This is a genomic window from Streptomyces sp. NPDC045967 (assembly GCF_056430495.1).
On record NZ_JBWKLE010000005.1, the window covers coordinates 299,420 to 321,533 of the forward strand.

Sequence of the window (22,114 nt, forward strand, 5' to 3'; positions counted from 1 at the left end):
TGGAGCGGGGCCGGCGGTCGGCCCGGAGGACTGGGCCGACCGCTCTGCGTTTGGCATGATCCCGGCAGCAACAGACCCGGGGGAGCCCAATGATCCTGACCGTCACGCTCAACACCGCGCTCGACGTCACCTACCGCGTGCCGCGGCTACTCCCGCACGCCTCGCACCGGGTCGCCGCCGTCACCGAGCGCCCCGGCGGCAAGGGCCTCAACGTGGCCCGCGTCCTGGCCGCCCTCGGCCACGAGGTGACCGCGACGGGCTTCGCGGGCGGGCCCGCCGGCGCCGTCATGACGGACCTGCTCAGGCGGTCCCCCGGTGTGGTGGACGCCCTGGTCCCCTGCGCGGGCACCACCCGCCGCACGGTGGCCGTGGTCGACGACGCCTCCGGCGACACCACGCAGTTCAACGAGCCCGGCCCGCTGATCACGGCCGCGGAGTGGGCCCTCTTCCTGGAGCGGTACGAGGAGCTGCTGGCCGCCGGGGCCCGCGCGGTGGCCCTGTGCGGAAGCCTGCCGCCGGGCGTGCCGGTGGGCGCGTACGCCGTGCTCGTGCGGGCCGCCCGCACGGCCGGGGTCCCGGTCCTGCTGGACACCAGCGGCGAGGCCCTGCGCCGCGGGGTCGCCGCCCGCCCCGAGATCATCAAGCCGAACGCCGCCGAACTCGCCGAACTCACCGGGTCGCGCGAGCCGCTGCCCGCCACCCGCGACGCCCGCCGCCGGGGCGCCCACGCGGTGGTCACCTCGCTCGGCCCGGACGGCCTGCTGGCGGCCACCCCCGACGGCGCCTGGCGGGCGGCCCCGCCGCGCGCCCTGGCCGGAAACCCCACCGGAGCCGGCGACTCCGCCGTCGCGGGGCTGCTGTCGGGCCTGGCCGAGGGCCTGGACTGGCCGGAGCGGCTGATCCGCGCGGTCGCCCTGTCGGCGGCCACGGTCCTCGCCCCGGTTGCGGGAGAGTTCGACCCCCGCACCTACGAGGAGGTACGGGGGTCGGTGAAGGTCACCCGGGCGGCCGACTAAACGCGGTGGCGGCGGCCGGCGTTCCCGCTCACTCCTTCTCGAGCCAGAGCTGGTCGAGGACGACGTCGCACTGGTTGCCGGCCTCGCACGAGATCCTGATCGTGTTCGAGCCCTGCTTGAGCTGCACGATCGAGTAGGTGTTGGTCCACCCCTTGGCCCAGTCGCCCTCGGCGGCCTTGGAGAAGTTCTTCATGTTGACCGGGCGGGACTGCGCCTCGCCGTTGACCGTCAGCGTGGTGTTGGCGTCCTTGCCCGGCACCCCGTAGGTCATCTTCAGCTTGTAGCCGCCCGCCTTGGGCACCTCGACGGTCCACGTCGCCGCGGCTCCCAACGCGTTCAGGCCGCCCACGTACTGGCCGCCGGCGCTCTTGGCACCCGGCACGGTGTTCTGCAGCATCGCGCCGCCCGTGAGCGACATGCCGGCGCCCGCGAAGTCCGCCTTCGGAAGCTGGGCCTCCGAGGGCGCGGCGGAGGTCGGGGGCGCGCTCGACGGCTTCTGCGGGGCGGCCGACTGCTGGCCCGTCCCCGCGGTCTCGCCGGCCTTGTCCTCGCCCTTGTCGCCGAAGGCCAGGGCGGCGCCGATGCCGATGGCGACCGCACCGACCACCGCGACCGCCGCGATCAGCAGCCCGCGGCGGCTGGAGCCGCCGTTGCCGCCGCCGCGACCGGCGTGACCGCCGTGGCCGCCGGAGTGCGAGAGCGTCTGCGTCTGGTGCTGCGGGGGCTGCGCTTGCGGCGGTACGCCGTAACCGCCCGCCTGGAGTGCCTCCGGGGCCTGGTACTGCGCCTGGTAGGGAGGCTGCGGGGCGGTGCCCTGCTGCTGGGGCACCGGGCCGCGCTGGCCGCCCCCCTTGCGGCGCTCGCCGACCGTGCGCACCTGGTGGTGCGAGGTGCGGGGAACGCCCGGCTGTGCACCCGGCTGACCGCCGCCCGACGGGCCGGGGTAGCCGTATCCGCCGCCCTGACCGGGCGGTGTGGCTCCGGCGGCCTGGCCGTCCGCGTAGAGATAGCCGAACGGATCGTCGTCCTCGGGCTGGTTCGCCCCACCGTGCGGGCCGTTGTTCGCGGGCGTCGTCATCGCAGGTCACTCCTTTCGACCCCCGGGAGCCTACCCCGAACAGGTGCACCCACGGGCGGCCGACGGCCTCAGCCGGCCCGGCGGTGGGTCTTGGAGCGGGACCGCTTCTCGATGTACATCCGCTGGTCGGCGGAGCGCAGCACCTCGTCCGCGGACATGCCGCAGCTGGCCCAGCCGATCCCGAAACTGGCCCCCACGCGGACCGCCCGCCCGTCCACGCGGATCGGCGGGATGATCGCGTTGCGCAGCCGGACGGCCAGGTCCGCCGCGTCCGCGGCGCCGAGTCCGTCGGCGAGTACGACGAATTCGTCACCACCCAGCCGGGCGACGGTGTCACCGTCCCTGACGCACGTGGTCAGCCGCCGGGCCACCTCGATCAGGACCGCGTCCCCCGTGTGGTGCCCGAACCGGTCGTTGATCGACTTGAAGCCGTCGAGGTCGCAGAAGAGCACCGCGAGCCCCTTCGTCCCGTCGTCGACGTCCGTCGCCGGGGCCACCGTGTGCACGTGGTGGTCGTACGGGCCGTCGGCCGGCGACGGGACCGTCCCGGCGTAGTCGAAGGGGTCGGGGCCGGGCCCGTAGCCGGAACCGTGCCCGGAGGGGTGGCCGGGGTCGGCGCCCGGTCCGAGGCCGTGGCCGGGGGCGGGGCCCGGGCCGTCCGGCCGGAAACCGTGCTCGCCCGCGCCGCCCGCCCCGACCCGCACCTCGTGCCCGTCGCGCCCCTCGTAGGCCGCGTCCAGGGCCTCCACCGCGGTGGCCCGTACCGACTGGGGCCTGCGGCACAGCCGGGCCCCGAGCCGGGCCCGCAGCTCGGCGCTGTTGGGCAGGCCGGTCAGCGAGTCGTGGCTGGCCCGGTGGGCGAGCTGGAGCTCGTGGCGCTTGCGCTCCTCGATGTCCTCGACGTGCGTGAGCAGGAACCGCGGCCCGTCGGCGGCGTCGGCGACCACGGAGTTGCGCAGCGAGACCCATACGTACGTGCCGTCGCGCCGGCCCAGGCGCAGCTCGGCGCGCCCGCCTTCGGCCGAGGTCCGCAGCAGGGTGCCGATGTCCTCGGGGTGGACCAGGTCGGAGAAGGAGTAGCGGCGCAGGACGGAGGCCGGGCGGCCCAGCAGCCGGCACAGCGCGTCGTTGGTCCGCAGCAGCCGGCCGTGCTGGTCCCCGCCCATCTCGGCGATGGCCATGCCGCTGGGCGCGTACTCGAAGGCCTGGCGGAAGGACTCCTCGCTGGCCCGCAGCGCCTGCTGCTCGCGCTCGAGGCGGACCAGGGCCCGCTGCATGTTGGCGCGGAGCCGGGCGTTGCTGATCGCGATGGCCGCCTGGAAGGCGTACATCTGGAGCGCTTCGCGCCCCCAGGCTCCCGGTCGGCGCCCGTTGCGCGGTCTGTCCACCGAGATGACACCCAGCAGTTCCCCGCCGGACGCGTACATGGGTGCGTAGAGGCGGTCCTCGGGGTGCCATTCGTCCTCGAACCGCGGGTCGGGGCCGTCGGTGTGCCACTGGGGGACGTCGTCCTCCATGAGCACCCAGCCCTCGGTGTGCGGGATGAAGCGCAGACCGTCCCAGTCCTCACCCATCGTCAGGCGGCGTTCCCAGGAAGAGCGGGAGCCGACGCGGCCGGTGATGAGGGCCTCCGCGGAGGGGTCGCCGGCGAAGGCGGCGACGACGAGATCACCGTCGGGGCGTACGAGGTTGACACAGGCGAGTTCGTAGCCGAGGCCCGTGACGATGCCGTTCACGACGGTCTGCAGGGTGTCCGCCAGGCTCCGGGCCGTGTTGAGCTCGGCCACCACCCGGTGCAGCTGCCGCAGGGTCGCAAGACGGACGTACGGCTCCGACTCGGTCTCCATTGCTCGCTCTCCCCGAGACCTCGACAGCAACTCCAGGTTTGTCATCGGCGTTTGTTGCGGTGTCCCGTCCACTGAATCACAGTGAGCTGTGCGGCAGGTACACAGGGTCAACAAATCTTGCTCTGTGTGACTTAAGTCACACGAGATGGATATATGCGCGTCAGGGGCGGGTCACGGCGGAGAGCGCTCCCCCTCGGTTCCCGCGGCCACACGATACGCCGGAGGCCTAGGACGAGGGGCGGGGACGCGACTCGGACCGGCGCCCGATGTGCGCGCGGGGAGGACCGCACTAGCGTGCGGAGCGTGCCCCAGACGACCCCCGTACCCCCCGAGCCCCGCACCGACCCGCATGCTGGGGGAGTGAGCGACGAAGAGTTCCGGGCCGCCATGTCCCGGCTGGCGGCGGGCGTGTGCCTGATCACCGCGCACGAGACCCCCCTGACGGCGGACGGCCCGCGCGGCGAGGACGTCGGAATGACGGCCACCGCGTTCATGTCGGTGTCCCTGGACCCGCCCCTGGTGCTGGTGAGCCTGCGCGAGGGCTCCCGAATGGACGACCTGCTGGCGGAACAGCCGCTGTGGGGGGTCTCGCTCCTCGCCGACCACCAGCTGCAGATCGCCGGCCGGTTCGCCATGAAGGGCCGGATCAGCGACCGGCTGCTCTTCGCCGACCTGCCCGTCGTCCGCGGCGAGACCTCCGGGGCCCCGCTGCTGAGCGGCGCCCTGGCCACCCTGGAATGCCGTACGGAGCAGCGCGTCGAGGCGGGCGACCACACCCTGGTGATCGGCCGCGTCCTCACCGCCGCCCTGCCCTCCCCCGACGGCCGGCCGCTGACCTACTTCCGCGGCCGCTACCGGCACCTGGGCACCTGAGGGCCGCGCGCCGGGGCTACCAGTCGCGGCCGGTGCGCCCGCGCTTGGTCTCGCCCCGCGCCTTCTTCTCGCGCAGCCGCCGCTCGTTGATCCCCCGCGGGATCTTCGTCGCCCGGCGCGGCTTCGGCGGCGGCGCCGTCGCCTCGGCCAGCAGCGAGGCCAGCCGGACCAGCGCCATCTCCCGGTTGCGGAACTGCGAGCGGTGCTCGGAGGCCCGTACGGTCACCACGCCGTCCACCAGCCGCCCGGCGAGCCGCTCCAGCGCCCGCGCCTTCCACACCTCGGGCAGCGCGTCGGTCGCCGCCAGGTCGAAGAGCAGCTCCACGCGGGAGTCGGAGGTGTTCACGTGCTGGCCGCCGGGCCCCGAGGACCGCGAGAAGCGCCAGGTGAGCTCGCCCTCGGGGAGCACGACCGAACCGCGGATGACATGGGGACCAGGCATGCCCCCTATGATCCGCGCCCACCGGCCCCGCGTCACCCGCATTACGGGGGTGTGAATGTCCGCGGGAACCCGGCGGCCCTCTCGGTGCGTTAGAGGGATGAGCGGTAACTTGACCGCCGTACGTGCATGTCGGATGAGGAAAGGGACATTCCCATGGCTGTCAGCCTGTCCAAGGGCGGCAACGTCTCGCTCACGAAGGAGGCCCCGGGCCTCGCTGCCGTCACGGTCGGTCTCGGCTGGGACGTCCGTACGACCACCGGCGTCGACTTCGACCTCGACGCCTCGGCCATCGCGGTCAACCAGACGGGCAAGGTCGTCTCGGACGGCCACTTCGTCTTCTTCAACAACAAGTCCACCCCGGACCAGACCATCGTCCACACCGGTGACAACCGCACCGGCGAGGGCGCGGGCGACGACGAGGCCATCAACGTCAACCTCGCCGGCCTCCCCGCCGACGTGGACAAGATCGTCTTCCCGGTCTCCATCTACGACGCCGAGGCCCGCAGCCAGAACTTCGGCCAGGTCCGCAACGCGTACATCCGCGTCGTGAACCAGGCCGGCGGCGCCGAGATCGCGCGCTACGACCTCTCCGAGGACGCGGCGACCGAGACCGCGATGGTCTTCGGCGAGCTGTACCGCAGCGGCGCCGAGTGGAAGTTCCGCGCGGTCGGCCAGGGCTACGCCTCGGGCCTCACCGGTATCGCGCAGGACTTCGGCGTCAACGTCTGACGAAGGTCCGAGACCGCCGGTCTTGCGGCGAAGCCCCCTCCCGGCCGTCCGGGGAGGGGGCTTCGCTACCGTTCGACAGGTGATCCTTCAACCGCTCGTCCCCGTGGACGGCGCCCTGCCCGGTCCGGTCCTCACCGAGATCGCCGCCCTGTACGCGACGAACCACGCGTTCTTCGAGCTCAGTGGCGATTTCCCCGCCCCCGACCGCATCACGGTCGAACAGGTCGCGGCCGCCCTCGCCGACGAACTCGCCCATGACGGCGCCGAGGTCCTCCTGGCCCGCTCCGCCGGCCGGCTCGTCGGCCTGGCCACCACCCTGGCCCACCACCCCGACCCGGCCGCCGGCGACCCGGACCCGTGGATCGGGCTGCTGCTCATCGACGCCACCGCGCACCGCGAGGGCTACGGCCGCGCCGTGGCCGCCCTGGTCGAGGACCGCTTCCGCGCCGCGGGCCGCACGGGGCTGCGCCTCGCGGTGCTGGAGAACAACCCCGGGGCGCTGGCGTTCTGGCAGGCCCAGGGCTACCGGACCCTGCGCACGGCCGAGGACCGCGAACGCGGCCGCCCGTGCACGGTGCTGCGCAAGGCCCTGGCGCCCGAAGGGGCTTGAGCGGGGGCGGAGGGCCGCGCGGGGCCGGGGGCTGACCTGGCGGGGGCGGGCCCGGCGGGGGCGGGCCTAGCGGGGGCGGGCCTTCCCGTAGAGCCACACGTCCCAGACCTTCCGCAGGTCGTGCCCGGTCCGCTCCTGCGCGAACGCCGTGAAGTCGGCCGTACTCGCGTTCCCGTGCCGGTGCTCGGCGGCCCACCCCCGCAGCAGGGCGAAGAACCGCTCGTCGCCGACCTCCTGCCGGATCCGGTGCAGCACCATCGCACCGCGGTAGTACACCGGGTTCCCCGAGATGTGCTCGGGGCCGGGCGGGTCGGCGGGCGGGAAGGCGTCCCAGTCGGAGTCGGCGGCCTCGTCGACCTCCGTGTCGCCGGCCAGGAACGCGTCGAACTCCTGCTGCGCCGTGGTCCCTCCGTGGTCCTCGGTCCACAGCCACTCCGCGTACGTGGCGAAGCCCTCGTTGAGCCACATGTCCTTCCAGGACTTCGGCGACACCGAGTTGCCGAACCACTGGTGGGCGAGCTCGTGCAGGACCAGCTCCTCGCTGCCCGGCGCACCGGGGAAGACCGGCTTGGTCTGCGTCTCCAGCGCGTACTCGAGGGTCCCGGCGGGCAGCACGATCGCCCCCGCGGTGCCGAAGGGGTAGGGGCCGAAGCGTCCCGCACCCCACTCCACCATCTCCGGCAGCCGGGCGAGGTGCCCCGCGCCCCCCTCCGCCTCGGCGGGCGTGACCGCGTTGTACAGGGCCACCCCGGACGGCGTCCGCGCGGTCGCCACCCGGTACCTGCCGACGACGGCGGTCGCCAGGTAGCTCGCCATCGGCTCCGGGCTGTGCCAGGCGAAGGAGGTGCTCCCGCCGGCCTGCGGGGTCCGCGCCTTCAACTCCCCGTTCGACACGGCCTCGTAGCCCGCCGGCACCGTGATCGTGATGTCGTACGCGGCCTTGTCGCTGGGGTGGTGGTTGCCGGGGAACCAGGTCATCGAACCGACCGGCTCGCCCACGCCCACGGCGCCGTCCGCGGTGGTGATCCAGCCCTCCCTCGACCCGTCCGCGTCCTCGAGCGGCTTCGGCCGGCCGGAGTACGCGATCTCCGTACGGAAGACCTCGCCCTTCTCCAGGTCCTCGGCGGGGCGGACGGTCAGCTCGGTGCCGGTCCGGTTGTGGCGGGCCCGCTCCCCCTGGACGGTGACGGCCTCCACCTTCAGGCCGCTGAGGTCGAGGTTGAAGGAGCTGAGCCCCTGCTCGGCGCGCGCGGTGATCACCGCCGTGCCCCTGAGCCTTCCGCCGGCCGGGTCGTAGTCGAGGTCCAGTCCGTAGTGCTCGACCTGGTAGCCGCCGTTGCCCGCCTTGGGGAAGTACGGATCGCGCAGCCCCGACGCGCCCGGCCGCCCCTGCACGGCGCCGCCCGTACACCCCGTGGTGAGGGCGAGCAGGGCGGCGACGGCGGGGGCGGCGAGGCGGGAGAGCGCACGGTGGTCCACGCACCCGATCCTAGGCGGGCCGGCACCGCGGCCGGTTCGGAGTCGGGGGCGGTCCCGGGGGCTACTTGGCGAGCGCGTCGACCCCGGCCTTGGCGAACTTCTCGTCCAGCTCGCCGCTCGGAGCGCCGGCCACGCCGATGCCGGCGACCGGGGCGCCGTCGGCCTGGACGGGGGCGCCGCCGCCGAGGAACAGGGTGCCGGGGATGTCCTTCAGGTTCGGGGTCTGGGCGAGGCGGCCCGCGAGCACCGAGGTCGGGGCGTTCCAGGAGACGGCGGTGTAGGCCTTGCGCTGCGCCGACTCGTATGACTGCGGGCCCGCGCCGTCGCCGCGCAGGGTGACGATGGTGTTGCCGTTGCGGTCCACGACCGCGACCGTCACCTTCTGGTTCTCGGCCCGGGCAGCGTGCAGCGCGGCCTGGGCGGCGCGGGTGGCGGCGTCGACGGTGAGGTGGGTGGAGGTGGTGAAGTCGGCCTTGTCGGCCTTGTCGTCCTTCTTCGCGGCGACGGCGGCGGGAGCGGACTCGGGGGCGGGCGTGGCACTGGCGCTGACGGCACCGAAGGCTCCGGCGCCGAGGGCGACGGCGAGGGCGGTACCGGTGAGAACGCGGGTGCGGGTGTTCATCTCTGCTCCTGAGGACGGTGACGCGACGACGGCTCGGGGGGGCGGTGCGGAGCTCCGGACCGGACGGCGAACCCGCCCGGCCGGGCTCTTTCCGGCCCTGCTCCAAGCCTGTCCCCGCTCCCCCCACGACCCCGTCCCCGTACCGGCTCGCCCCGTCCACCCCACCGGCTGACCCGGGGGTCATCCGATCGGCCGATGCGGCACGTCGCGACGACGGTATTGGCTGCTCAAACGCCCCGCGGACCACCCGCCCCCGCCAACCCGACCCTCCGGCCCCCTCCGGCCCCCTTCGGCCCCCTTCGGCCCCCTCCGGCCCCCTTCGGCTCCGCCGAGCCCCCATCCGACCCCCCTTTCCGCCCCCTTCCGCCCCACCGAACCCCATCCAGCCCCGCCGGCGTTTGAGGCGCGGGGCCCGGGGGCGGAGCCCCGAACCCCCCACACCGACCGACCCCACGAAGCCCGCCCCAGCCGAACCGAACCCCGCCCGGCCCCGCCCAGGCCCGCCGAACCCCTCCGGCCCCGCCGGCAGGCCAAACCGGTCGACAATGGACCCACGCCCCCGACCCAGGAGCCCCCGTGAGCCACCCCCCGCGGAACCGAGACACCCGCACCCTGGCCACGGTCGCGCACACCGCGTTCTTCCTCCTGCTCGGCGCCTCGGTGGCCCGCTTCCTCCTCCGCCACCCCGGCGAACCCCGCACGCCCTGGGTCATCACGCTCAGCATCGCCCTGGCCCTGCTCTACGTCCTCGGCCCCGCCCTCGGCGGAACCCCCCACCCACCCGGCCCCGGCCCGGGGACCGGTCCCGCCCCCCAACCCCCCGGTCGACTGCTCTGGCTGGGCCTGGTCGTCACCACCTGGGTGGTGCTGGTCGTCCTCGCGCCGAGCTTCGCCTGGTGCGCCGTACCGCTCTTCTTCACCGCCCTGCGCACCCTCCCGCCCCGCGCCGCCATCGTCCTCGTCGCCCTCCTCACCGTCTTCGTCGTGATCGCCCAGCTGCAACTGGCCGGGGCCTTCGACCCCAACCTGCTCCTCGCCCCGCCCGCCGTGGCCGCGCTCGCCACCGCCGTCTTCGTCCACATGGAGCGCCAGACGCAGGCCCAGCGCGCGCTGATCGACGACCTGATCCGCACCCGCCGGGAACTGGCCGCCACAGAACGCCGCGCCGGCACCCTCGCCGAGCGCCAGCGGCTGTCCATGGAGATCCACGACACCCTCGCGCAGAACCTCTCCAGCCAGCAGATGCTGCTCCAGGCCGCCGACCGCACCTGGGAGACCGATCCCGGGACGGCCCGCGCGCACGTCCGTACCGCCACCGGCATCGCCGCCCGCGGCCTCGCCGAGGCGCGCCGGCTCGTCCACGACCTGGCCCCGGCCGAGCTCGCCGACGGCGCCGGCCTCGCCGACGCGCTGCGCGCCCTGGACGCCGGCCCCGACGTCGAGGTCCGCTTCCACCTCGAAGGCGCCCCGGCCCCGCTCCCCGACCGCGTCCAGTCGGCCCTGCTGCGCATCGCGCAGGGGGCGCTGGCCAACGTCCGCGAGCACGCCGGCGCCCGTACGGCCGCGCTCACCCTGAGCTTCCTCGGAGACCAGGTCGTCCTGGACATCGCCGACGACGGCCACGGCTTCACCGAGCCCCGGCCCGGCGCCGGCGCCGTCACCGCGTCAGCAGGCGCAGCCGCGTCCGCAGCCGCCGGACGCGGCCACGGCCTGCCCGCCATACGGGCCCGCGTCCGCCAGCTCGGCGGCACCCTGACCATCGAATCCGCCCCCGGCGAGGGCACCGTCCTCTCCGCCGCCATTCCCCTGGAGCCGGCCCCATGACGACGATCCTGCTCTGCGACGACCACGTGGTGGTGCGCGCCGGACTCCTGGCCCTGCTGGGCAGCGAGCCCGACATCGAGGTCCTCGGCGAGGCGGGCAGCGGCGAGGAGGCCGTCGCCCTGGCCGCCAAGCTCCGCCCCGACGTCGTCCTGATGGACCTCCAGCTGGGCGAGGGCATCGACGGCGTCGAGGCCACCCGCCGCATCGCGGCCCTCCCCGACCCGCCGCACGTGCTCGTCCTCACCACGTACGACACCGACGCGGACATCACCCGGGCCATCGGCGCGGGCGCGACCGGCTACCTCCTGAAGGCGGAACGCCCCGAGGAGCTCTTCGCCGCGATCCACTCGGCGGCGCAGGGCCGCACCACCCTCTCCCCGCCGGTGGCCAGCCGCGTGATGGCCCACATGCGGGGGGCCCGGCCCACCCTGACCGACCGCGAGCTGGACATCCTGGGTCAGCTGGCGCGGGGGCTCGGCAACCGCGACATCGCCCGCGCGCTGTTCATCAGCGAGGCCACCGTCAAGACCCACCTGGGCCGGATCTACGACAAGCTCGGCGTCGACACCCGCGCCGGCGCCGTGTCGGTCGCCAAGGAGCAGCGCCTCCTGCCGTCCTGACCGGCCGCCGCATCCGCCCCTGCATCCGCCTCGCCCTCGCCCCCGACCGCCTCCGGCCCCGGTTCCGCCGTGGTGGGGGCGGCGGCGGACCCGTGACACCATCGGGTACGTGCTCGACATCGGCTACTCCCTCTCCCGGCGCTTCCCCGACCCCCCGCAGACCGACTACCGCTCGGCGGACGTCCACACCCTGCGCCACGACCTGTTCTGCGGCGACGTCTACCTCGCGGACACCGACAAGGACCGGGAAGTGTCCACAGCCTGGGGATGGGTGCCGGTACTGGACTTCGCCTGGGCGCTGTGCGACATCGTCGAGCAGCTCGACCAGGACCCGCGCGGCAACCGCTCCGCGCACCGGCAGTACGCGGAGATCGACTTCACCGAGTCCACGGACCGCATGCTCTTCGAGCGGCGCTTCGGCTGGGTCGACGTCGAGGCCGACTGGATGCCGGGGGACGAGGACCCGCTGACCTTCAGCCACCGCCTGCTGCGCCGGGAGGCCCGGGACTTCCTGCACGACCTGATCGCGGACCTGGTCGACATGCACGAGGCCCTGGGCGACAACCCGATCATCTGGACCCTGCAGTCCCGCTACCCCCGCGTCCCGGCCTGACCGGTCCCCCTGCGACGCGTACCGAACTCGCCAGGGCGCCCAGAGCCACGACGACCCGCCGGCCCCACCACCGCAGCCTCAGCAACCCCCACGGCGCCCACCCCCACGTCACCCCCACCCCGCCACCCGAGCACCGCCCAGCCTGGCCCGCCACCCCCGGCACCCAGCCCGCCCGCCCCGGCATCCCCGGCCCGGCCCCGCCCGGCCTCCTCAGCACCCCCGGCCCGGCACCCAGCCCGGCCGGCTCGGCACCTCAGCCACCCCGGCACCGCCCGGCACCTCGGGCCCCCCGCCCGGCCTCCTCAACCTCCGCCTCCCCGGCCCCGGGCCCGGCACCCCAGCCCGCCCGCCCCGGCATCCCCGGCCCGGCCCCGCCCGGCCTCCTCAACACCCCCGGCCCGGCACCCAGCCCGGCCGGCCCCCCGGGCCCGCATCCTCGGCACCCCAACCCGCCGCCCGGCCTCCTCAGCCTCCCCGGCCCCCCAGCCCCCCAGCCCGGCACCTCGGCCCGCCCGGCCCGCACCCCCAGCCCGCCGGCTCGGCCGCCCCGGCCGGCCCGCCCCGGCCCTACACCACCCGGACCCCCAGCTGCGCGGCCATCGCCGGGGCCAGGTCCAGGAGTTGCGCCGGGCTGATCACCGCCCCCGCCAGCCCCGCCATCCCCCGGGCGAGCGTCAGCTCCGCCACGGCGCGGAAGTCCACGTCGGACATCCGCACCCCGCCGAAGTCCGCAGCGCGGACCACGCAGTCCCGGAACTCCACCCGCTCCAGGACCGCCCCCGCGAAGTCCGGCTCCACCAGCACGCACCCCTCGAAGACCACGTCCTTCAGCCGCGCCTCCCGCAGGTTCCAGTAGTCGATCTTGCCCCCGCGGACCACCACCCGCTCCAGCACGGCCCCGTGCATCCGCACGCCGCCCAGCCGGGCATCGACCAGCTCCACGTCCCGCAGCGAGGCCTCGGCCAGGTCGGTCCCCACTCCCCGGATCCCGTCCAGCACCGAGTCCAGGATCCGCGCCTTCCCCAGCCGCGTCCCGTCCAGCGCGCAGCGACGCACCGCGCAGTCCATGAAACGGGAACCGGCCCCGTCCTGCCCCGTCAGGTCCAGGTCCGCGAACTCCAGCCCGTCGTAGTCCCCGTCCGGTTCCAGCTCACCGCCCTCCCACGCCACCGCCTCCGGCAGCCGCACCTCCGGCCGCCGTGCCGCCTTCACCGTCTCCCGCTGCCCCTGCCCCTGCCCTTTGCGCGCCATGGCCCCATCGTGGCCCACCCCACTGACAACCCCTGCCCCCACCACCCCTGACCCGACCACCCCCACTCCAACCGCCCCCGACCCCAACCGCCTCGACCCCAACCGCCCTTGACCTCAACCGCCCTTGAGGTCCGAGGCTGATCCCATGACCGCCGCCACCATGCACGCCGTCCGCCTCCACGCCTTCGGTCCGGCCGAGAACCTCACGTACGAGAGCGCCCCCACCCCCGTGCCCGCCCCCGGCCAGGTCCGCATCGCCGTGGCCGCCGCCGGGGTGCACCTCCTCGACACCCGCCTGCGCGAAGGCGTCCAGGGTCCGCCCGCCCCCCTCCCCGAGCTGCCCACCATCCCCGGCCGCGAGGTCGCCGGCACCGTCGACGCCCTCGGCCCCGGCACCGACCCCTCCTGGCTCGGCCGGCCCGTCGTCACCCACCTCGGCTTCGCCCCCGGCGGCTACGCCGAGTACGCCGTCGCCGACGCGGGCCGCCTGCACGCCCTGCCGCCCGGCCTCGACCCCGCCCGCGCCGTCGCCATGATCGGCACCGGCCGGACCACCCTCGGGATCCTCCAGTTCGCCGAGCTCGGCCCCGGCTCCGTGGCCCTCGTGCCCGCCGCCGCCGGCGGCATCGGCACCCTGCTCGTGCAGTACGCCGTGCAGGCCGGCGCCACGGTCGTCGCCCTGGCCGGCGGTCCCGCCAAGACCGCCCTCGCCGCCGCCAACGGCGCCCACCTCGCCCTCGACTACACCGCCCCCGGCTGGGCCGACGCCGTACGCGCCGCGCACCCGGGCGGCGCCACCGTCCTGTTCGACTCCGTCGGCGGCGACCCGGCCCGCACCGCCCTCGGCCTGCTCGCCCCCGGCGCCCGGCACCTCGTCTTCGGTTGGTCCGCCGGCCCCCTCGCGCTCACCGCAGCCGAACGCGCCGCCCTCACCGACCGCTCCGTCACCACCCGCGAGATCCTCGGCCCGGCCATGCTCCAGGCCGTCGGCGCCCCCGACTCCCTCCGCGTCCTGGAAACCCGCGCCCTCGCCGAAGCGGCCGCCGGGCGCCTGCGGCCGGCCCTGACCCGCTTCCCGCTCGCCGAGGCCGCCGCCGCCCACCGGGCGCTGGAGTCCCGCGCCACCACCGGCAAGGTCGTCCTGGAACCGTGACCGCCCGACCCACGGCCGCCCGACCCACGGCCGCCCGACCCGTAACCCGCCCGACCCGTAACCCGCCCGACCCGTGACCGCCCAGCCCGCAACCGCCCCATCCCCGGCGGAGGCCCTGTCCGGCAGATCCGAGGACCGGCCGTCCGGACCTCAGGCCGAACCCAGCGCCGCCAGCGGCCCGTCCGTCAGCCGGTAGACCGACCACTCCTCCTGCGGCCGCGCGCCCAGCGCCTCGTAGAAGGCGATCGCCGGCGCGTTCCAGTCCAGCACCGACCACTCCAGCCGCTCGTAGCCTCGCTCCACGCAGATCCGCGCCAACTCCCGCAGCAGCGCCTTGCCGTGCCCGTCGCCGCGGACACCGGGCCGTACGTAGAGGTCCTCCAGGTGGATCCCGTGCACCCCGCGCCACGTCGAGAAGGAGAGGAACCACACGGCGAAACCGACGACCTCCCCGTCCTGCGCCTGCGCGACGTGCGCGAACACCGCCGGCCGGGCCCCGAACAGCGCCTCCCGCAGCTGCTCCTCGGTGGCCCGTGCCTCGTGCGGCACCTTCTCGTAATCCGCGAGCTCGCGGATCATCGCGTGGAGGGCGGGGACGTCGGTGACACATGCGCTACGGATCATGTCCGCAGCCTAGGCCGGGGCGCCGCGGCGGTCACCGCCCGAGCAGCACCTCGGCCACCGTCAACTGCTGCGCGTCCAGCCGCTCCTGCCCGTCCTCGACGTCCCACAGGCAGTTCTGCGCCACCCGCCCCAGCGTCCACGCCCGCGCCCGCTCCCGGTCCCCGTCCAGCCCCGCCGCCTCCGTCAGCAGGTCGAAGCGCCACCGCACGTCCCCCGCACGGAAGCCGTTCACGATCGCCGGCAGCAGCTCGAACCCCGGATCGCCCGCCAGCGGCTTCGGGTCGATCGCCAGCCACGGCTCCCGCTCCCCCGCCAGCACGTTGTCGTAGTGCAGGTCCCAGTGCAGCAGCCGGTCCCCCGGCTCCCCCGCGACCTCCGCCAGCGCCGCCGCGCAGTCCCCGAGCAGCCGCCGCTCCCGCCCGTCGGGCAACCGCCCCAGCGCCCGCGGTACGTCCTCCAGCAGGGCGGCCGCCACCGCGCCGAGCCCGCGCAGCCCGGCCGGGGCCGGCGCCGCCGTCAGACGCGCCAGCAGGTCGCCGATCACCCGGACCGCCCGGTGCGCATCGCGTTCCAGGACCGCCGACAACGGACGCGCCCCGTCCAGCCGTTCCAGCAGCAGCGTGCCCGTCCGCGCGTCGTGCTCCAGCAGCCGCACGGCGCCCCGCCCGTCCCAGGCGCGCAGCGCGTCCGGCTCCCCCGCGCTCTCCTCGTCCACCCGCTGGAGCTTCAGCGCCGCAGCCGTCCCGTCGGCCCGCACCACCGGCAGCACCAGCGCCGTCACCCCGTGCATCAGCGGGCCCGTGCGCCGCAGCTCCCACCGCTCCAGGAACCGGGCCGCCCGCGCGGGCAGGCCCTCGAGGAACTGCCGCCCCTCCTCGCCGTTCCACCTGATCTGCGCCTGGACCAGCCCGTCCGGAATCTCCCAGATGTCCACCACGCGCCGACCCTACGCGCCCCGCCACCCCTCCCGCACCGGCCATCCGGCCCGCGATCGCGCACCGAAGCCCGACATCCCGTCCCTGGACTCCCCGACCGGACGGGGTGTACCAACTCCCCATGACGATCAACGGCGGCATCTCCTTCTGGTACGCGACCGACCGCACCGCCTCCACCGCCCCACCGCGCGCCCCCCTCACCGCCGACGCCACGGCCGACGTCGTCATCGTGGGCGGCGGCTACACCGGCCTGTGGACCGCCTACTACCTCAAGACCGCCGCCCCCGACCTGCGCGTCACCGTCCTGGAGCAGAAGTTCTGCGGCTACGGGGCCTCCGGCCGCAACGGCGGCTGGCTCTACAACGGCATCGCCGGCCGCGACCGCTACGCGACCCTCCACGGCCACCAGGCCGCCCAGCGCCTCCAACAGGCCATGAACGCCACGGTCACCGAGGTCGTCGACGTGGCGGCCAAGGAGGGCATCGACGCCGACATCCACCGCGGCGGCGTACTCGAAGTCGCCCGCACCCCCGCCCAGCTCACCCGGCTGAAGGCGTTCCACGCCACCGAACTCGCCTTCGGCGAGACCGACCGCGAGCTCCACGACGCCACCGCCACCCGCGCCCGGGTCGACATCGCCGACGCCGTCGGCTCCAGCTGGAGCCCGCACGGCGCCCGCATCCACCCCCTCAAGCTCGCCCGGGGCCTGGCCGCGGCCTGCGAACGCCTCGGCGTCGTCATCCACGAGTCCACCCCCGTCACCGAGATCGCCCCGCGCAAGGCCGTCACCCCGTACGGCACCGTCCGCGCTCCGTACGTCCTGCGCTGCACCGAGGGCTTCACCGCCGCCCTGAAGGGGCACAAGCGCGCCTGGCTCCCGATGAACTCCTCGATGATCGTGACGGCCCCGATCCCGGAGTCGACCTGGGAGCGGCTCGGCTGGTCGGACGCGACGCTCCTGGGCGACATGGCCCACGCCTACATGTACGCCCAGCGCACCGCCGACGGCCGCATCGCGATCGGCGGCCGCGGGGTCCCGTACCGCTTCGGCTCCCGCACGGACCACGACGGCCGCACGCAGCCGGCCACCGTCGACTCCCTGCGCGACCTGCTCTTCTCCTTCTTCCCCGCCCTGACCGGTACGGAGATCACCCACGCCTGGTCAGGCGTGCTCGGCGTACCGCGCGACTGGTGCGCCACGGTCACCCTGGACGCCGCCACCGGCCTCGGCTGGGCGGGCGGCTACGTCGGCTCGGGCGTCGCCACCTCCAACCTCGCCGGGCGCACCCTGCGCGACCTGGTCCTCGGCGACACGACGGAGCTGACCGCGCTGCCCTGGGTCGACCACCGCGTACGCCGCTGGGAGCCGGAACCCTTCCGCTGGCTGGGCGTCCAGGCCCTCTACGCCGCCTACCGCCGGGCGGACCGCCAGGAGACGGCCACCCACACCGCGACGACAACCCCCCTGGCCCGCCTGGCGAACCGCATCTCGGGCCGCCACTGACCCCACCCCCGGCTAGGCGCTGTCGAGGATGCTGCCGAAGGTTTCGGTGATCCGGTGCTTCCACTTGTGCCGGCGGTTGCAGTACTGCCGCGGAAACCAGCGCCGTGTCTGCGGGATCTGCCGGTTGCACCACTTGCACAGCACCGTGCGGCCCCTGCTCGCGAACTCCCCCATGCCGCGGATTTTAGCGGCTGTGACGACGGCGCCCGACGCCGCCGCACCATCCGGTGAAACACGAAAGCCCAGCTCGGGCATCACCCGAGCTGGGCTTTCCGCTGGGCCCCCTGTCGGATTCGAACCGACGACCTACGCATTACAAGTGCGTTGCTCTGGCCGGACTGAGCTAAGGAGGCGCGCGCCGCGTGCCGGAACGGGTGGCACGGAGCGGCTTCACTCTACACAGCGGGCGAATACCGAAGCCATCACGTTGCGAATCGATGCCCCGCGGGTGCTGACAGGAAGCGGGCGGCCGGGTAGCGTCGAGCGGAGTCCAGGGCACTGGACTAGACCTTCCACTCGGATCGTCCGGCACGTTCCTGCCGGTAGAAGGGATTCACCACCCATGGCTTCTGTCACTTTCGACAAGGCGACCCGTCTGTACCCCGGCGGCGACAAGCCCGCCGTCGACCAGCTGGAGCTGGAGATCGAGGACGGCGAGTTCCTCGTCCTCGTCGGGCCCTCCGGCTGCGGCAAGTCCACCTCGCTGCGCATGCTCGCCGGCCTGGAGGACGTCAACGGCGGCGCCATCCGCATCGGTGACCGCGACGTCACGCACCTGCCGCCCAAGGACCGGGACATCGCGATGGTGTTCCAGAACTACGCGCTCTACCCGCACATGTCCGTCGCCGACAACATGGGCTTCGCGCTCAAGATCGCCGGTGAGGACAAGGCCACCATCCGCCGGAAGGTGGAGGACGCGGCGAAGATGCTGGACCTGACCCAGTACCTCGACCGCAAGCCGAAGGCGCTCTCCGGCGGCCAGCGCCAGCGCGTCGCCATGGGCCGGGCCATCGTGCGCAAGCCGCAGGTGTTCCTCATGGACGAGCCGCTGTCGAACCTCGACGCCAAGCTGCGCGTCTCCACCCGTACGCAGATCGCCGCGCTCCAGCGCGACCTCGGCATCACCACCGTCTACGTCACCCACGACCAGGTCGAGGCCATGACCATGGGTGACCGCGTGGCCGTGCTGAAGGACGGGCTGCTGCAGCAGGTCGACACCCCGCGCAACATGTACGACCGCCCGGCGAACCTCTTCGTCGCGGGCTTCATCGGCTCCCCGGCGATGAACCTGGTCGAGGTCCCGATCACCGACGGCGGCGTGAAGTTCGGCGACAGCGTCGTGCCGGTGTCGCGCGAGGCGCTGGCGGCCGCGGCCGACGCGGGCGACCGCACCGTCACGGTGGGCGTGCGCCCCGAGCACTTCGACGTCGGTGACACCGGCGGCCTGACGATCACCGTGAACGTGGTCGAGGAACTCGGCGCCGACGGCTACGTCTACGGTTCCACCGACAAGGCCGCCGGCGCGCAGGACCTCGTGGTCCGCGTCAACGGCCGCCAGGTGCCCGAGAAGGGCTCCAGCCTGCACGTCGTGCCCCGGGCCGACGAGATCCACGTGTTCTCGACGTCCACCGGCGCGCGGCTCTCCGGCTGATCCGACCGACCGATCTGACCGATCTGACCGATCCGTCTGATCCGACCGATCCGACTGACCGGTCGCGGCAGGGTGTTGGAGGGGCGTCCCCGCGGGGGCGCCCCTTTCCCGTGCCCGCCGCTCCCCGCACGCAAGACCGCGGCACCGCGCAGGAACCCCGTCAGACCGGTCCATTCAGCCCCGACCGTCAACCCCGTATTCGAAAAACCACGTCGAACCATCCCCCGACAGGGTGACTAAATGTCGCCAAATCTTCACCGAGCGCTACTCTCGCCCTCGTGACCCACACTGCCCGCCGTATCGGCCGTTCCCTCGCCCTGGTCCTGCCCGTCGTCCTGGTCCTGTCCGGGACCCTCGCGGTCACCATGGTCCCCTGGGCGGACACCTCTTCGTCCCAGATCCTGACCGCCTCCGCCGAGGACGTCTCCGTCCCCGCCAAGCCGCGCCCCGCGCCGCACGAGGTCCTGCGCGACACGCTCGTCGGCGAGATCCAGCAGGGCAAGGAGCCGGGTGACGTCCTGACGCACCTCCAGCAGGAGGTGGACAAGCGGCCTTCGCTGGCGGCGCACTGCGTGGGCATCGCGCGCGCGCTGGGCCGGGCCGCCGTCGACGCCTACGGCCCGACGAAGGCGCAGTCCTTCGCCCGCCCGGTGTGCGACACCTCCTACGCCTCCGGCGTCGCCTCCATGGGCTGAGGCGCGCCGCGTCCCTAGTCTGGCCCGCATGACCGACACCCCCCGATCCGACCCGCACCCTCCCGCAGCCGCGTTCCCCGCCGCCCCCGCCCAGGCCGTCGTCCTGGCGGGCGGCCAGGGCTCGCGGCTGCGTCCGTACACGGACGACCGCCCCAAGCCGATGGTGGAGATCCCGGGCACCGGGGTGCCGATCATCGGGCACCAGCTGGCGTGGCTGGCGGCGGAGGGGGTGACGGACGCCGTGGTCTCGTGCGGGCACCTCGCGGACGTGCTCCAGGAGTGGTTGGAGCACGCGCGGTTGCCACTGCGGGTGACGACGGTGGTGGAGGAGGAACCGCTGGGGCGGGGCGGGGGCCTGAAGTACGCGGCACGCCACCTGCCGCACCCCGACCGGGCCTGGTACGCGACGAACGGTGACATCTGGACGCGCTTCTCGCTGCGGGAGATGGCCGCCTTCCACGCGGAGCGGGGCGCGGTGGCGACGCTGGCGCTGGCCCGCCCGCGCATCCCCTGGGGGGTGGTGGAGACGAACGGGCTCGGGCAGGTGCTGGACTTCGTCGAGGCTCCCCCGTCGCCGTATCCGGTCAATGCGGGCGTGTACGTCTTCGGACCCGAATTCGCGGCTCTGCTGCCCGACTTGGGCGACCACGAGCGCACCACCTTCCCGCGGCTGGCCCGGGAGCGGCGGCTGGCGGGCTTCCCGCTGCCGCAGGGGGCCTACTGGCGGGCGATCGACACGGCGAAGGACCTGACCGAGGCGGCACGGGAGTTGGCGGCGCAGAGGCCCTCCTGAGCCCTTCGGCCCGCCCGTGAACCCTTCGGCCCGCCCACGAGCCCTTCGGCCCGCCCGCGTTCCCCCTTTCCTGCGGTTTCCTACGATGCTTCGCGCGCTCGGGACGCGCGGAGGGGCCCGGCACACCGTGTGTGCCGGGCCCCTGTGTTCCGCCGGTGCCGGACGGTCGCGTCCGGCCGGATCTCAGCCGAGGAGGCCCCCGACCAGACCGGGCTGCCGGGTCGGGGTGGTGCTGCCGCCGCCGGTGGTCCCCGAGGTGGCCGGGGGCTTCTGCGACGCGGACTGGCGCGGGGTGCTGCGGGGGGTCTGCCGCCCGGTGGCGCCCTTGGTGGCGCTGGGCGACTGGGAGCCGGTGCCGGCGGTCTCGCGGGCGGGCGCGCCGGTCGCTCCCCTGCTGGGCTTCGTGGCCGGTTCGGAGGCACTGGGCGAGGGCTGCGCGGTCCTGGCCGGCTGCTGCGGGGCCTGTGTCTGCTGCTGGCGCGCGGGCTCCTGCGGGAGGGGGCGGCCGGGCAGGTAGTTGCTCGGGGGCTGGCCGGGCCCGGGGACGGTGACGACGGTGGTGGAGCGGACGGCCCCGCCGAGGAGGGAGCCGATGAGCAGGGTGAGCCCGCAGATGACGCTCGCCATGAGGGCTCCGCGGCGCAGGACCCGCCGGCGCAGCTGCCAGACCTCGGAGCGCGGTCCGAGGGTGCGCCACGCCTCGCCGGCGAGGCGTCCGTCGAGGGAGTAGACGGGGGCGCCGGCGATGATCAGCGGGCTCCACGCGGCGAGGTAGATGATGTCGGGTGCGTCGTAGGCGGGGACGGTCTTCCAGCTGACCGTCATCAGCAGGGCGGCGGAGAGCAGCGCCCCGAAGCAGGCGGCGAACCGCTGCCAGAGCCCGAAGACGGTCAGGACGCCGACGATGACCTGGAGGAAGGCCACGCTCAGGCCCGCGCCGACGGGGTGGGCGAGGGCGAAGTCGCGCAGTGGTTCGGCCAGGGCCCACGGGTGCAGGGTGCGCAGCCAGGTGACCATGGAGCCGCGCTCGCCGCCGTCGAAGTAGACGGGGTCGCACAGCTTGCCCATGCCGGCGTAGATGGAGATGAAGCCGAGGAAGACGCGCAGCGGGAGCAGGACGACGCCGAGGTTCATGCGGCGGCCGGGGTAGTAGGAGGCCTGGGCGCGGGTGTCGGCGGGGGGTTGGCGCCGGGTCTCGGTGTCGGGTGCTCCGGCTCCGCCGCCGTGGGCGGGGGCGGGGGCGTGTGACAGGTCCCGTACGGCCGCGAGCGGGCGGGTCTCGTCGGGATCGCCGTAGGTGCGCTGCCCGATGACGGTGGGGGTGGTGAGAGGGTCCGCGGCGAGGTCCTGGGCCAGGTCGATGCGCGGGATGACCTGGGTGGCGCCGCCGTCGTACCCGTCGCCGCCGCGGCCGGCCTCGCGGACGGCCTGGAGGAGTCCGCCCATCGCGGCCCCGTCGCCGGGGGCGGCCTTGCCGCTCCAGACGACGGGGGCTCTGCGGCGGGTGACCCCGGCCGCTGCGACCGCGGCGCCGCCGAGGACGGGGGCGCGGCCGGGGGCGTTCGCGGGCTTGGAACGCGCGCTCGGGCTCGGTGCGAGCCGCACGCGGAAGCTGGCGTGGTTGACGATGACCTGTGCGGGGTCGCACGGCACCTTGACCATGCTCAGCGCGGGCTGGTCGTCGAACCCTGACGTTCTGGTGTCCACACTCATCTAACCGAGTGACCACTGTTTAGGACACTGCCTTGACAGCAG

Annotated in this window: 22 protein-coding genes and 1 tRNA gene; 12 read left to right on the top strand and 11 right to left on the bottom strand. The window is 74.4% G+C overall.

All coding sequences use genetic code 11. From position 1 onward, the window contains the following. Positions 1–89 precede the first annotated feature (89 nt). Entirely contained in the window at positions 90–1,016 is a 927-nt protein-coding gene (locus tag AC07FY_RS14220) for a 1-phosphofructokinase family hexose kinase (RefSeq protein WP_479005212.1), read from the top strand. Between the two features lie 28 nt (positions 1,017–1,044). On the opposite strand, the gene AC07FY_RS14225 is transcribed toward AC07FY_RS14220, so the two are convergent. Beyond that, positions 1,045–2,094 (bottom strand): CBM35 domain-containing protein, encoded by a 1,050-nt coding sequence (locus tag AC07FY_RS14225; protein ID WP_479005215.1) that lies wholly within the window; start codon positions 2,092–2,094, stop codon positions 1,045–1,047. Between the two features lie 68 nt (positions 2,095–2,162). Further along, a complete protein-coding gene (gene cdgB / locus AC07FY_RS14230; protein ID WP_479005218.1) occupies positions 2,163–3,941 on the bottom strand; it encodes a diguanylate cyclase CdgB in 1,779 nt (592 codons plus the stop codon). A 303-nt stretch (positions 3,942–4,244) separates the two neighbouring features. Here cdgB and AC07FY_RS14235 point away from each other — a divergent pair, with 303 nt between their 5' ends. Continuing rightward, the gene (locus AC07FY_RS14235; protein WP_479005220.1) at positions 4,245–4,814 is read left to right on the top strand and encodes a flavin reductase family protein; all 570 of its coding nucleotides are present in this window, start codon (positions 4,245–4,247) and stop codon (positions 4,812–4,814) included. A 16-nt stretch (positions 4,815–4,830) separates the two neighbouring features. On the opposite strand, the gene arfB is transcribed toward AC07FY_RS14235, so the two are convergent. Then, positions 4,831–5,256: an alternative ribosome rescue aminoacyl-tRNA hydrolase ArfB gene (arfB, locus tag AC07FY_RS14240; protein WP_479005223.1), complete on the bottom strand. Its 426-nt coding sequence runs from the start codon at positions 5,254–5,256 to the stop codon at positions 4,831–4,833. Between the two features lie 153 nt (positions 5,257–5,409). On the opposite strand from arfB, the gene AC07FY_RS14245 reads away from it, so the two are divergent. Together AC07FY_RS14245 and AC07FY_RS14250 are read left to right on the top strand one after the other, a co-directional pair. Further along, the gene (locus AC07FY_RS14245) at positions 5,410–5,985 is read left to right on the top strand and encodes a TerD family protein (protein ID WP_479005226.1); all 576 of its coding nucleotides are present in this window, start codon (positions 5,410–5,412) and stop codon (positions 5,983–5,985) included. 79 nt (positions 5,986–6,064) lie between these two features. Beyond that, positions 6,065–6,595: an N-acetyltransferase family protein gene (locus tag AC07FY_RS14250; RefSeq protein WP_479005228.1), complete on the top strand. Its 531-nt coding sequence runs from the start codon at positions 6,065–6,067 to the stop codon at positions 6,593–6,595. A 66-nt stretch (positions 6,596–6,661) separates the two neighbouring features. Here AC07FY_RS14250 and AC07FY_RS14255 read toward each other — a convergent pair whose 3' ends face one another. Further along, the gene (locus AC07FY_RS14255) at positions 6,662–8,074 is read right to left on the bottom strand and encodes a M1 family metallopeptidase (protein ID WP_479005231.1); all 1,413 of its coding nucleotides are present in this window, start codon (positions 8,072–8,074) and stop codon (positions 6,662–6,664) included. A gap of 61 nt (positions 8,075–8,135) precedes the next feature. Further along, on the bottom strand, positions 8,136–8,696 hold the full coding sequence (locus AC07FY_RS14260) for a GlcG/HbpS family heme-binding protein (RefSeq protein ID WP_479005233.1): 561 nt from the start codon (positions 8,694–8,696) through the stop codon (positions 8,136–8,138). 576 nt (positions 8,697–9,272) lie between these two features. On the opposite strand from AC07FY_RS14260, the gene AC07FY_RS14265 reads away from it, so the two are divergent. The 3 genes from AC07FY_RS14265 (at position 9,273) to AC07FY_RS14275 (ending at position 11,753) form a co-directional block, all read left to right on the top strand. Beyond that, complete coding sequence (locus AC07FY_RS14265) at positions 9,273–10,520, top strand: sensor histidine kinase (RefSeq protein WP_479005236.1); 1,248 nt, start codon at positions 9,273–9,275, stop codon at positions 10,518–10,520. After that, the gene (locus AC07FY_RS14270) at positions 10,517–11,140 is read left to right on the top strand and encodes a response regulator (RefSeq protein ID WP_479005239.1); all 624 of its coding nucleotides are present in this window, start codon (positions 10,517–10,519) and stop codon (positions 11,138–11,140) included. The genes AC07FY_RS14265 and AC07FY_RS14270 overlap by 4 nt, the downstream gene beginning before the upstream one ends. A gap of 109 nt (positions 11,141–11,249) precedes the next feature. Next, positions 11,250–11,753, top strand: coding sequence for a hypothetical protein (locus tag AC07FY_RS14275; RefSeq protein WP_479005242.1), 504 nt, complete (start codon positions 11,250–11,252; stop codon positions 11,751–11,753). 567 nt (positions 11,754–12,320) lie between these two features. Here AC07FY_RS14275 and AC07FY_RS14280 read toward each other — a convergent pair. Then, entirely contained in the window at positions 12,321–13,004 is a 684-nt protein-coding gene (locus AC07FY_RS14280) for a pentapeptide repeat-containing protein (protein ID WP_479005245.1), read from the bottom strand. Between the two features lie 160 nt (positions 13,005–13,164). On the opposite strand from AC07FY_RS14280, the gene AC07FY_RS14285 reads away from it, so the two are divergent. Next, positions 13,165–14,157 (top strand): zinc-binding dehydrogenase, encoded by a 993-nt coding sequence (locus tag AC07FY_RS14285; protein ID WP_479005494.1) that lies wholly within the window; start codon positions 13,165–13,167, stop codon positions 14,155–14,157. A 150-nt stretch (positions 14,158–14,307) separates the two neighbouring features. Here the strand turns inward: AC07FY_RS14285 and AC07FY_RS14290 are convergent, their stop codons facing one another. Next, positions 14,308–14,781, bottom strand: a complete 474-nt coding sequence (locus AC07FY_RS14290; RefSeq protein ID WP_479005247.1) for an N-acetyltransferase family protein — start codon at positions 14,779–14,781, stop codon at positions 14,308–14,310. A gap of 31 nt (positions 14,782–14,812) precedes the next feature. Further along, entirely contained in the window at positions 14,813–15,718 is a 906-nt protein-coding gene (locus tag AC07FY_RS14295) for an aminoglycoside phosphotransferase family protein (protein WP_479005250.1), read from the bottom strand. Between the two features lie 119 nt (positions 15,719–15,837). On the opposite strand from AC07FY_RS14295, the gene AC07FY_RS14300 reads away from it, so the two are divergent. Next, positions 15,838–17,220: an NAD(P)/FAD-dependent oxidoreductase gene (locus AC07FY_RS14300; RefSeq protein WP_479005253.1), complete on the top strand. Its 1,383-nt coding sequence runs from the start codon at positions 15,838–15,840 to the stop codon at positions 17,218–17,220. 12 nt (positions 17,221–17,232) lie between these two features. Here the strand turns inward: AC07FY_RS14300 and AC07FY_RS14305 are convergent, their stop codons facing one another. Further along, a complete protein-coding gene (locus AC07FY_RS14305) occupies positions 17,233–17,394 on the bottom strand; it encodes a hypothetical protein (protein WP_479005255.1) in 162 nt (53 codons plus the stop codon). A gap of 104 nt (positions 17,395–17,498) precedes the next feature. Next, positions 17,499–17,573, bottom strand: a tRNA-Thr gene (locus AC07FY_RS14310). 209 nt (positions 17,574–17,782) lie between these two features. Between AC07FY_RS14310 and AC07FY_RS14315 the strand changes: the two genes are divergently transcribed. The 3 genes from AC07FY_RS14315 to AC07FY_RS14325 all read left to right on the top strand — a co-directional run bounded on the left by AC07FY_RS14315 (position 17,783) and on the right by AC07FY_RS14325 (position 20,359). Next, positions 17,783–18,871, top strand: coding sequence for an ABC transporter ATP-binding protein (locus AC07FY_RS14315; protein ID WP_479005258.1), 1,089 nt, complete (start codon positions 17,783–17,785; stop codon positions 18,869–18,871). A 278-nt stretch (positions 18,872–19,149) separates the two neighbouring features. Then, positions 19,150–19,566: a hypothetical protein gene (locus AC07FY_RS14320; RefSeq protein WP_069921294.1), complete on the top strand. Its 417-nt coding sequence runs from the start codon at positions 19,150–19,152 to the stop codon at positions 19,564–19,566. A 28-nt stretch (positions 19,567–19,594) separates the two neighbouring features. After that, positions 19,595–20,359: a nucleotidyltransferase family protein gene (locus AC07FY_RS14325; protein ID WP_479005261.1), complete on the top strand. Its 765-nt coding sequence runs from the start codon at positions 19,595–19,597 to the stop codon at positions 20,357–20,359. 183 nt (positions 20,360–20,542) lie between these two features. On the opposite strand, the gene AC07FY_RS14330 is transcribed toward AC07FY_RS14325, so the two are convergent. Beyond that, positions 20,543–22,072, bottom strand: coding sequence for a DoxX family protein (locus AC07FY_RS14330; RefSeq protein ID WP_479005264.1), 1,530 nt, complete (start codon positions 22,070–22,072; stop codon positions 20,543–20,545). Positions 22,073–22,114: the final 42 nt, after the last annotated feature.

Coding starts and splice junctions, on each gene's coding strand:
- cdgB (WP_479005218.1), bottom strand. CDS start 3,941: ATGGAGACCGAGTCGGAGCCGTACGTCCGTCTTGCGACCCTGCGGCAG.
- AC07FY_RS14270 (WP_479005239.1), top strand. CDS start 10,517: ATGACGACGATCCTGCTCTGCGACGACCACGTGGTGGTGCGCGCCGGA.
- AC07FY_RS14315 (WP_479005258.1), top strand. CDS start 17,783: ATGGCTTCTGTCACTTTCGACAAGGCGACCCGTCTGTACCCCGGCGGC.
- AC07FY_RS14300 (WP_479005253.1), top strand. CDS start 15,838: ATGACGATCAACGGCGGCATCTCCTTCTGGTACGCGACCGACCGCACC.
- AC07FY_RS14305 (WP_479005255.1), bottom strand. CDS start 17,394: ATGGGGGAGTTCGCGAGCAGGGGCCGCACGGTGCTGTGCAAGTGGTGC.
- AC07FY_RS14290 (WP_479005247.1), bottom strand. CDS start 14,781: ATGATCCGTAGCGCATGTGTCACCGACGTCCCCGCCCTCCACGCGATG.
- AC07FY_RS14220 (WP_479005212.1), top strand. CDS start 90: ATGATCCTGACCGTCACGCTCAACACCGCGCTCGACGTCACCTACCGC.
- AC07FY_RS14245 (WP_479005226.1), top strand. CDS start 5,410: ATGGCTGTCAGCCTGTCCAAGGGCGGCAACGTCTCGCTCACGAAGGAG.
- AC07FY_RS14225 (WP_479005215.1), bottom strand. CDS start 2,094: ATGACGACGCCCGCGAACAACGGCCCGCACGGTGGGGCGAACCAGCCC.
- AC07FY_RS14285 (WP_479005494.1), top strand. CDS start 13,165: ATGCACGCCGTCCGCCTCCACGCCTTCGGTCCGGCCGAGAACCTCACG.
- AC07FY_RS14280 (WP_479005245.1), bottom strand. CDS start 13,004: ATGGCGCGCAAAGGGCAGGGGCAGGGGCAGCGGGAGACGGTGAAGGCG.
- AC07FY_RS14330 (WP_479005264.1), bottom strand. CDS start 22,072: ATGAGTGTGGACACCAGAACGTCAGGGTTCGACGACCAGCCCGCGCTG.
- AC07FY_RS14325 (WP_479005261.1), top strand. CDS start 19,595: ATGACCGACACCCCCCGATCCGACCCGCACCCTCCCGCAGCCGCGTTC.
- AC07FY_RS14260 (WP_479005233.1), bottom strand. CDS start 8,696: ATGAACACCCGCACCCGCGTTCTCACCGGTACCGCCCTCGCCGTCGCC.
- arfB (WP_479005223.1), bottom strand. CDS start 5,256: ATGCCTGGTCCCCATGTCATCCGCGGTTCGGTCGTGCTCCCCGAGGGC.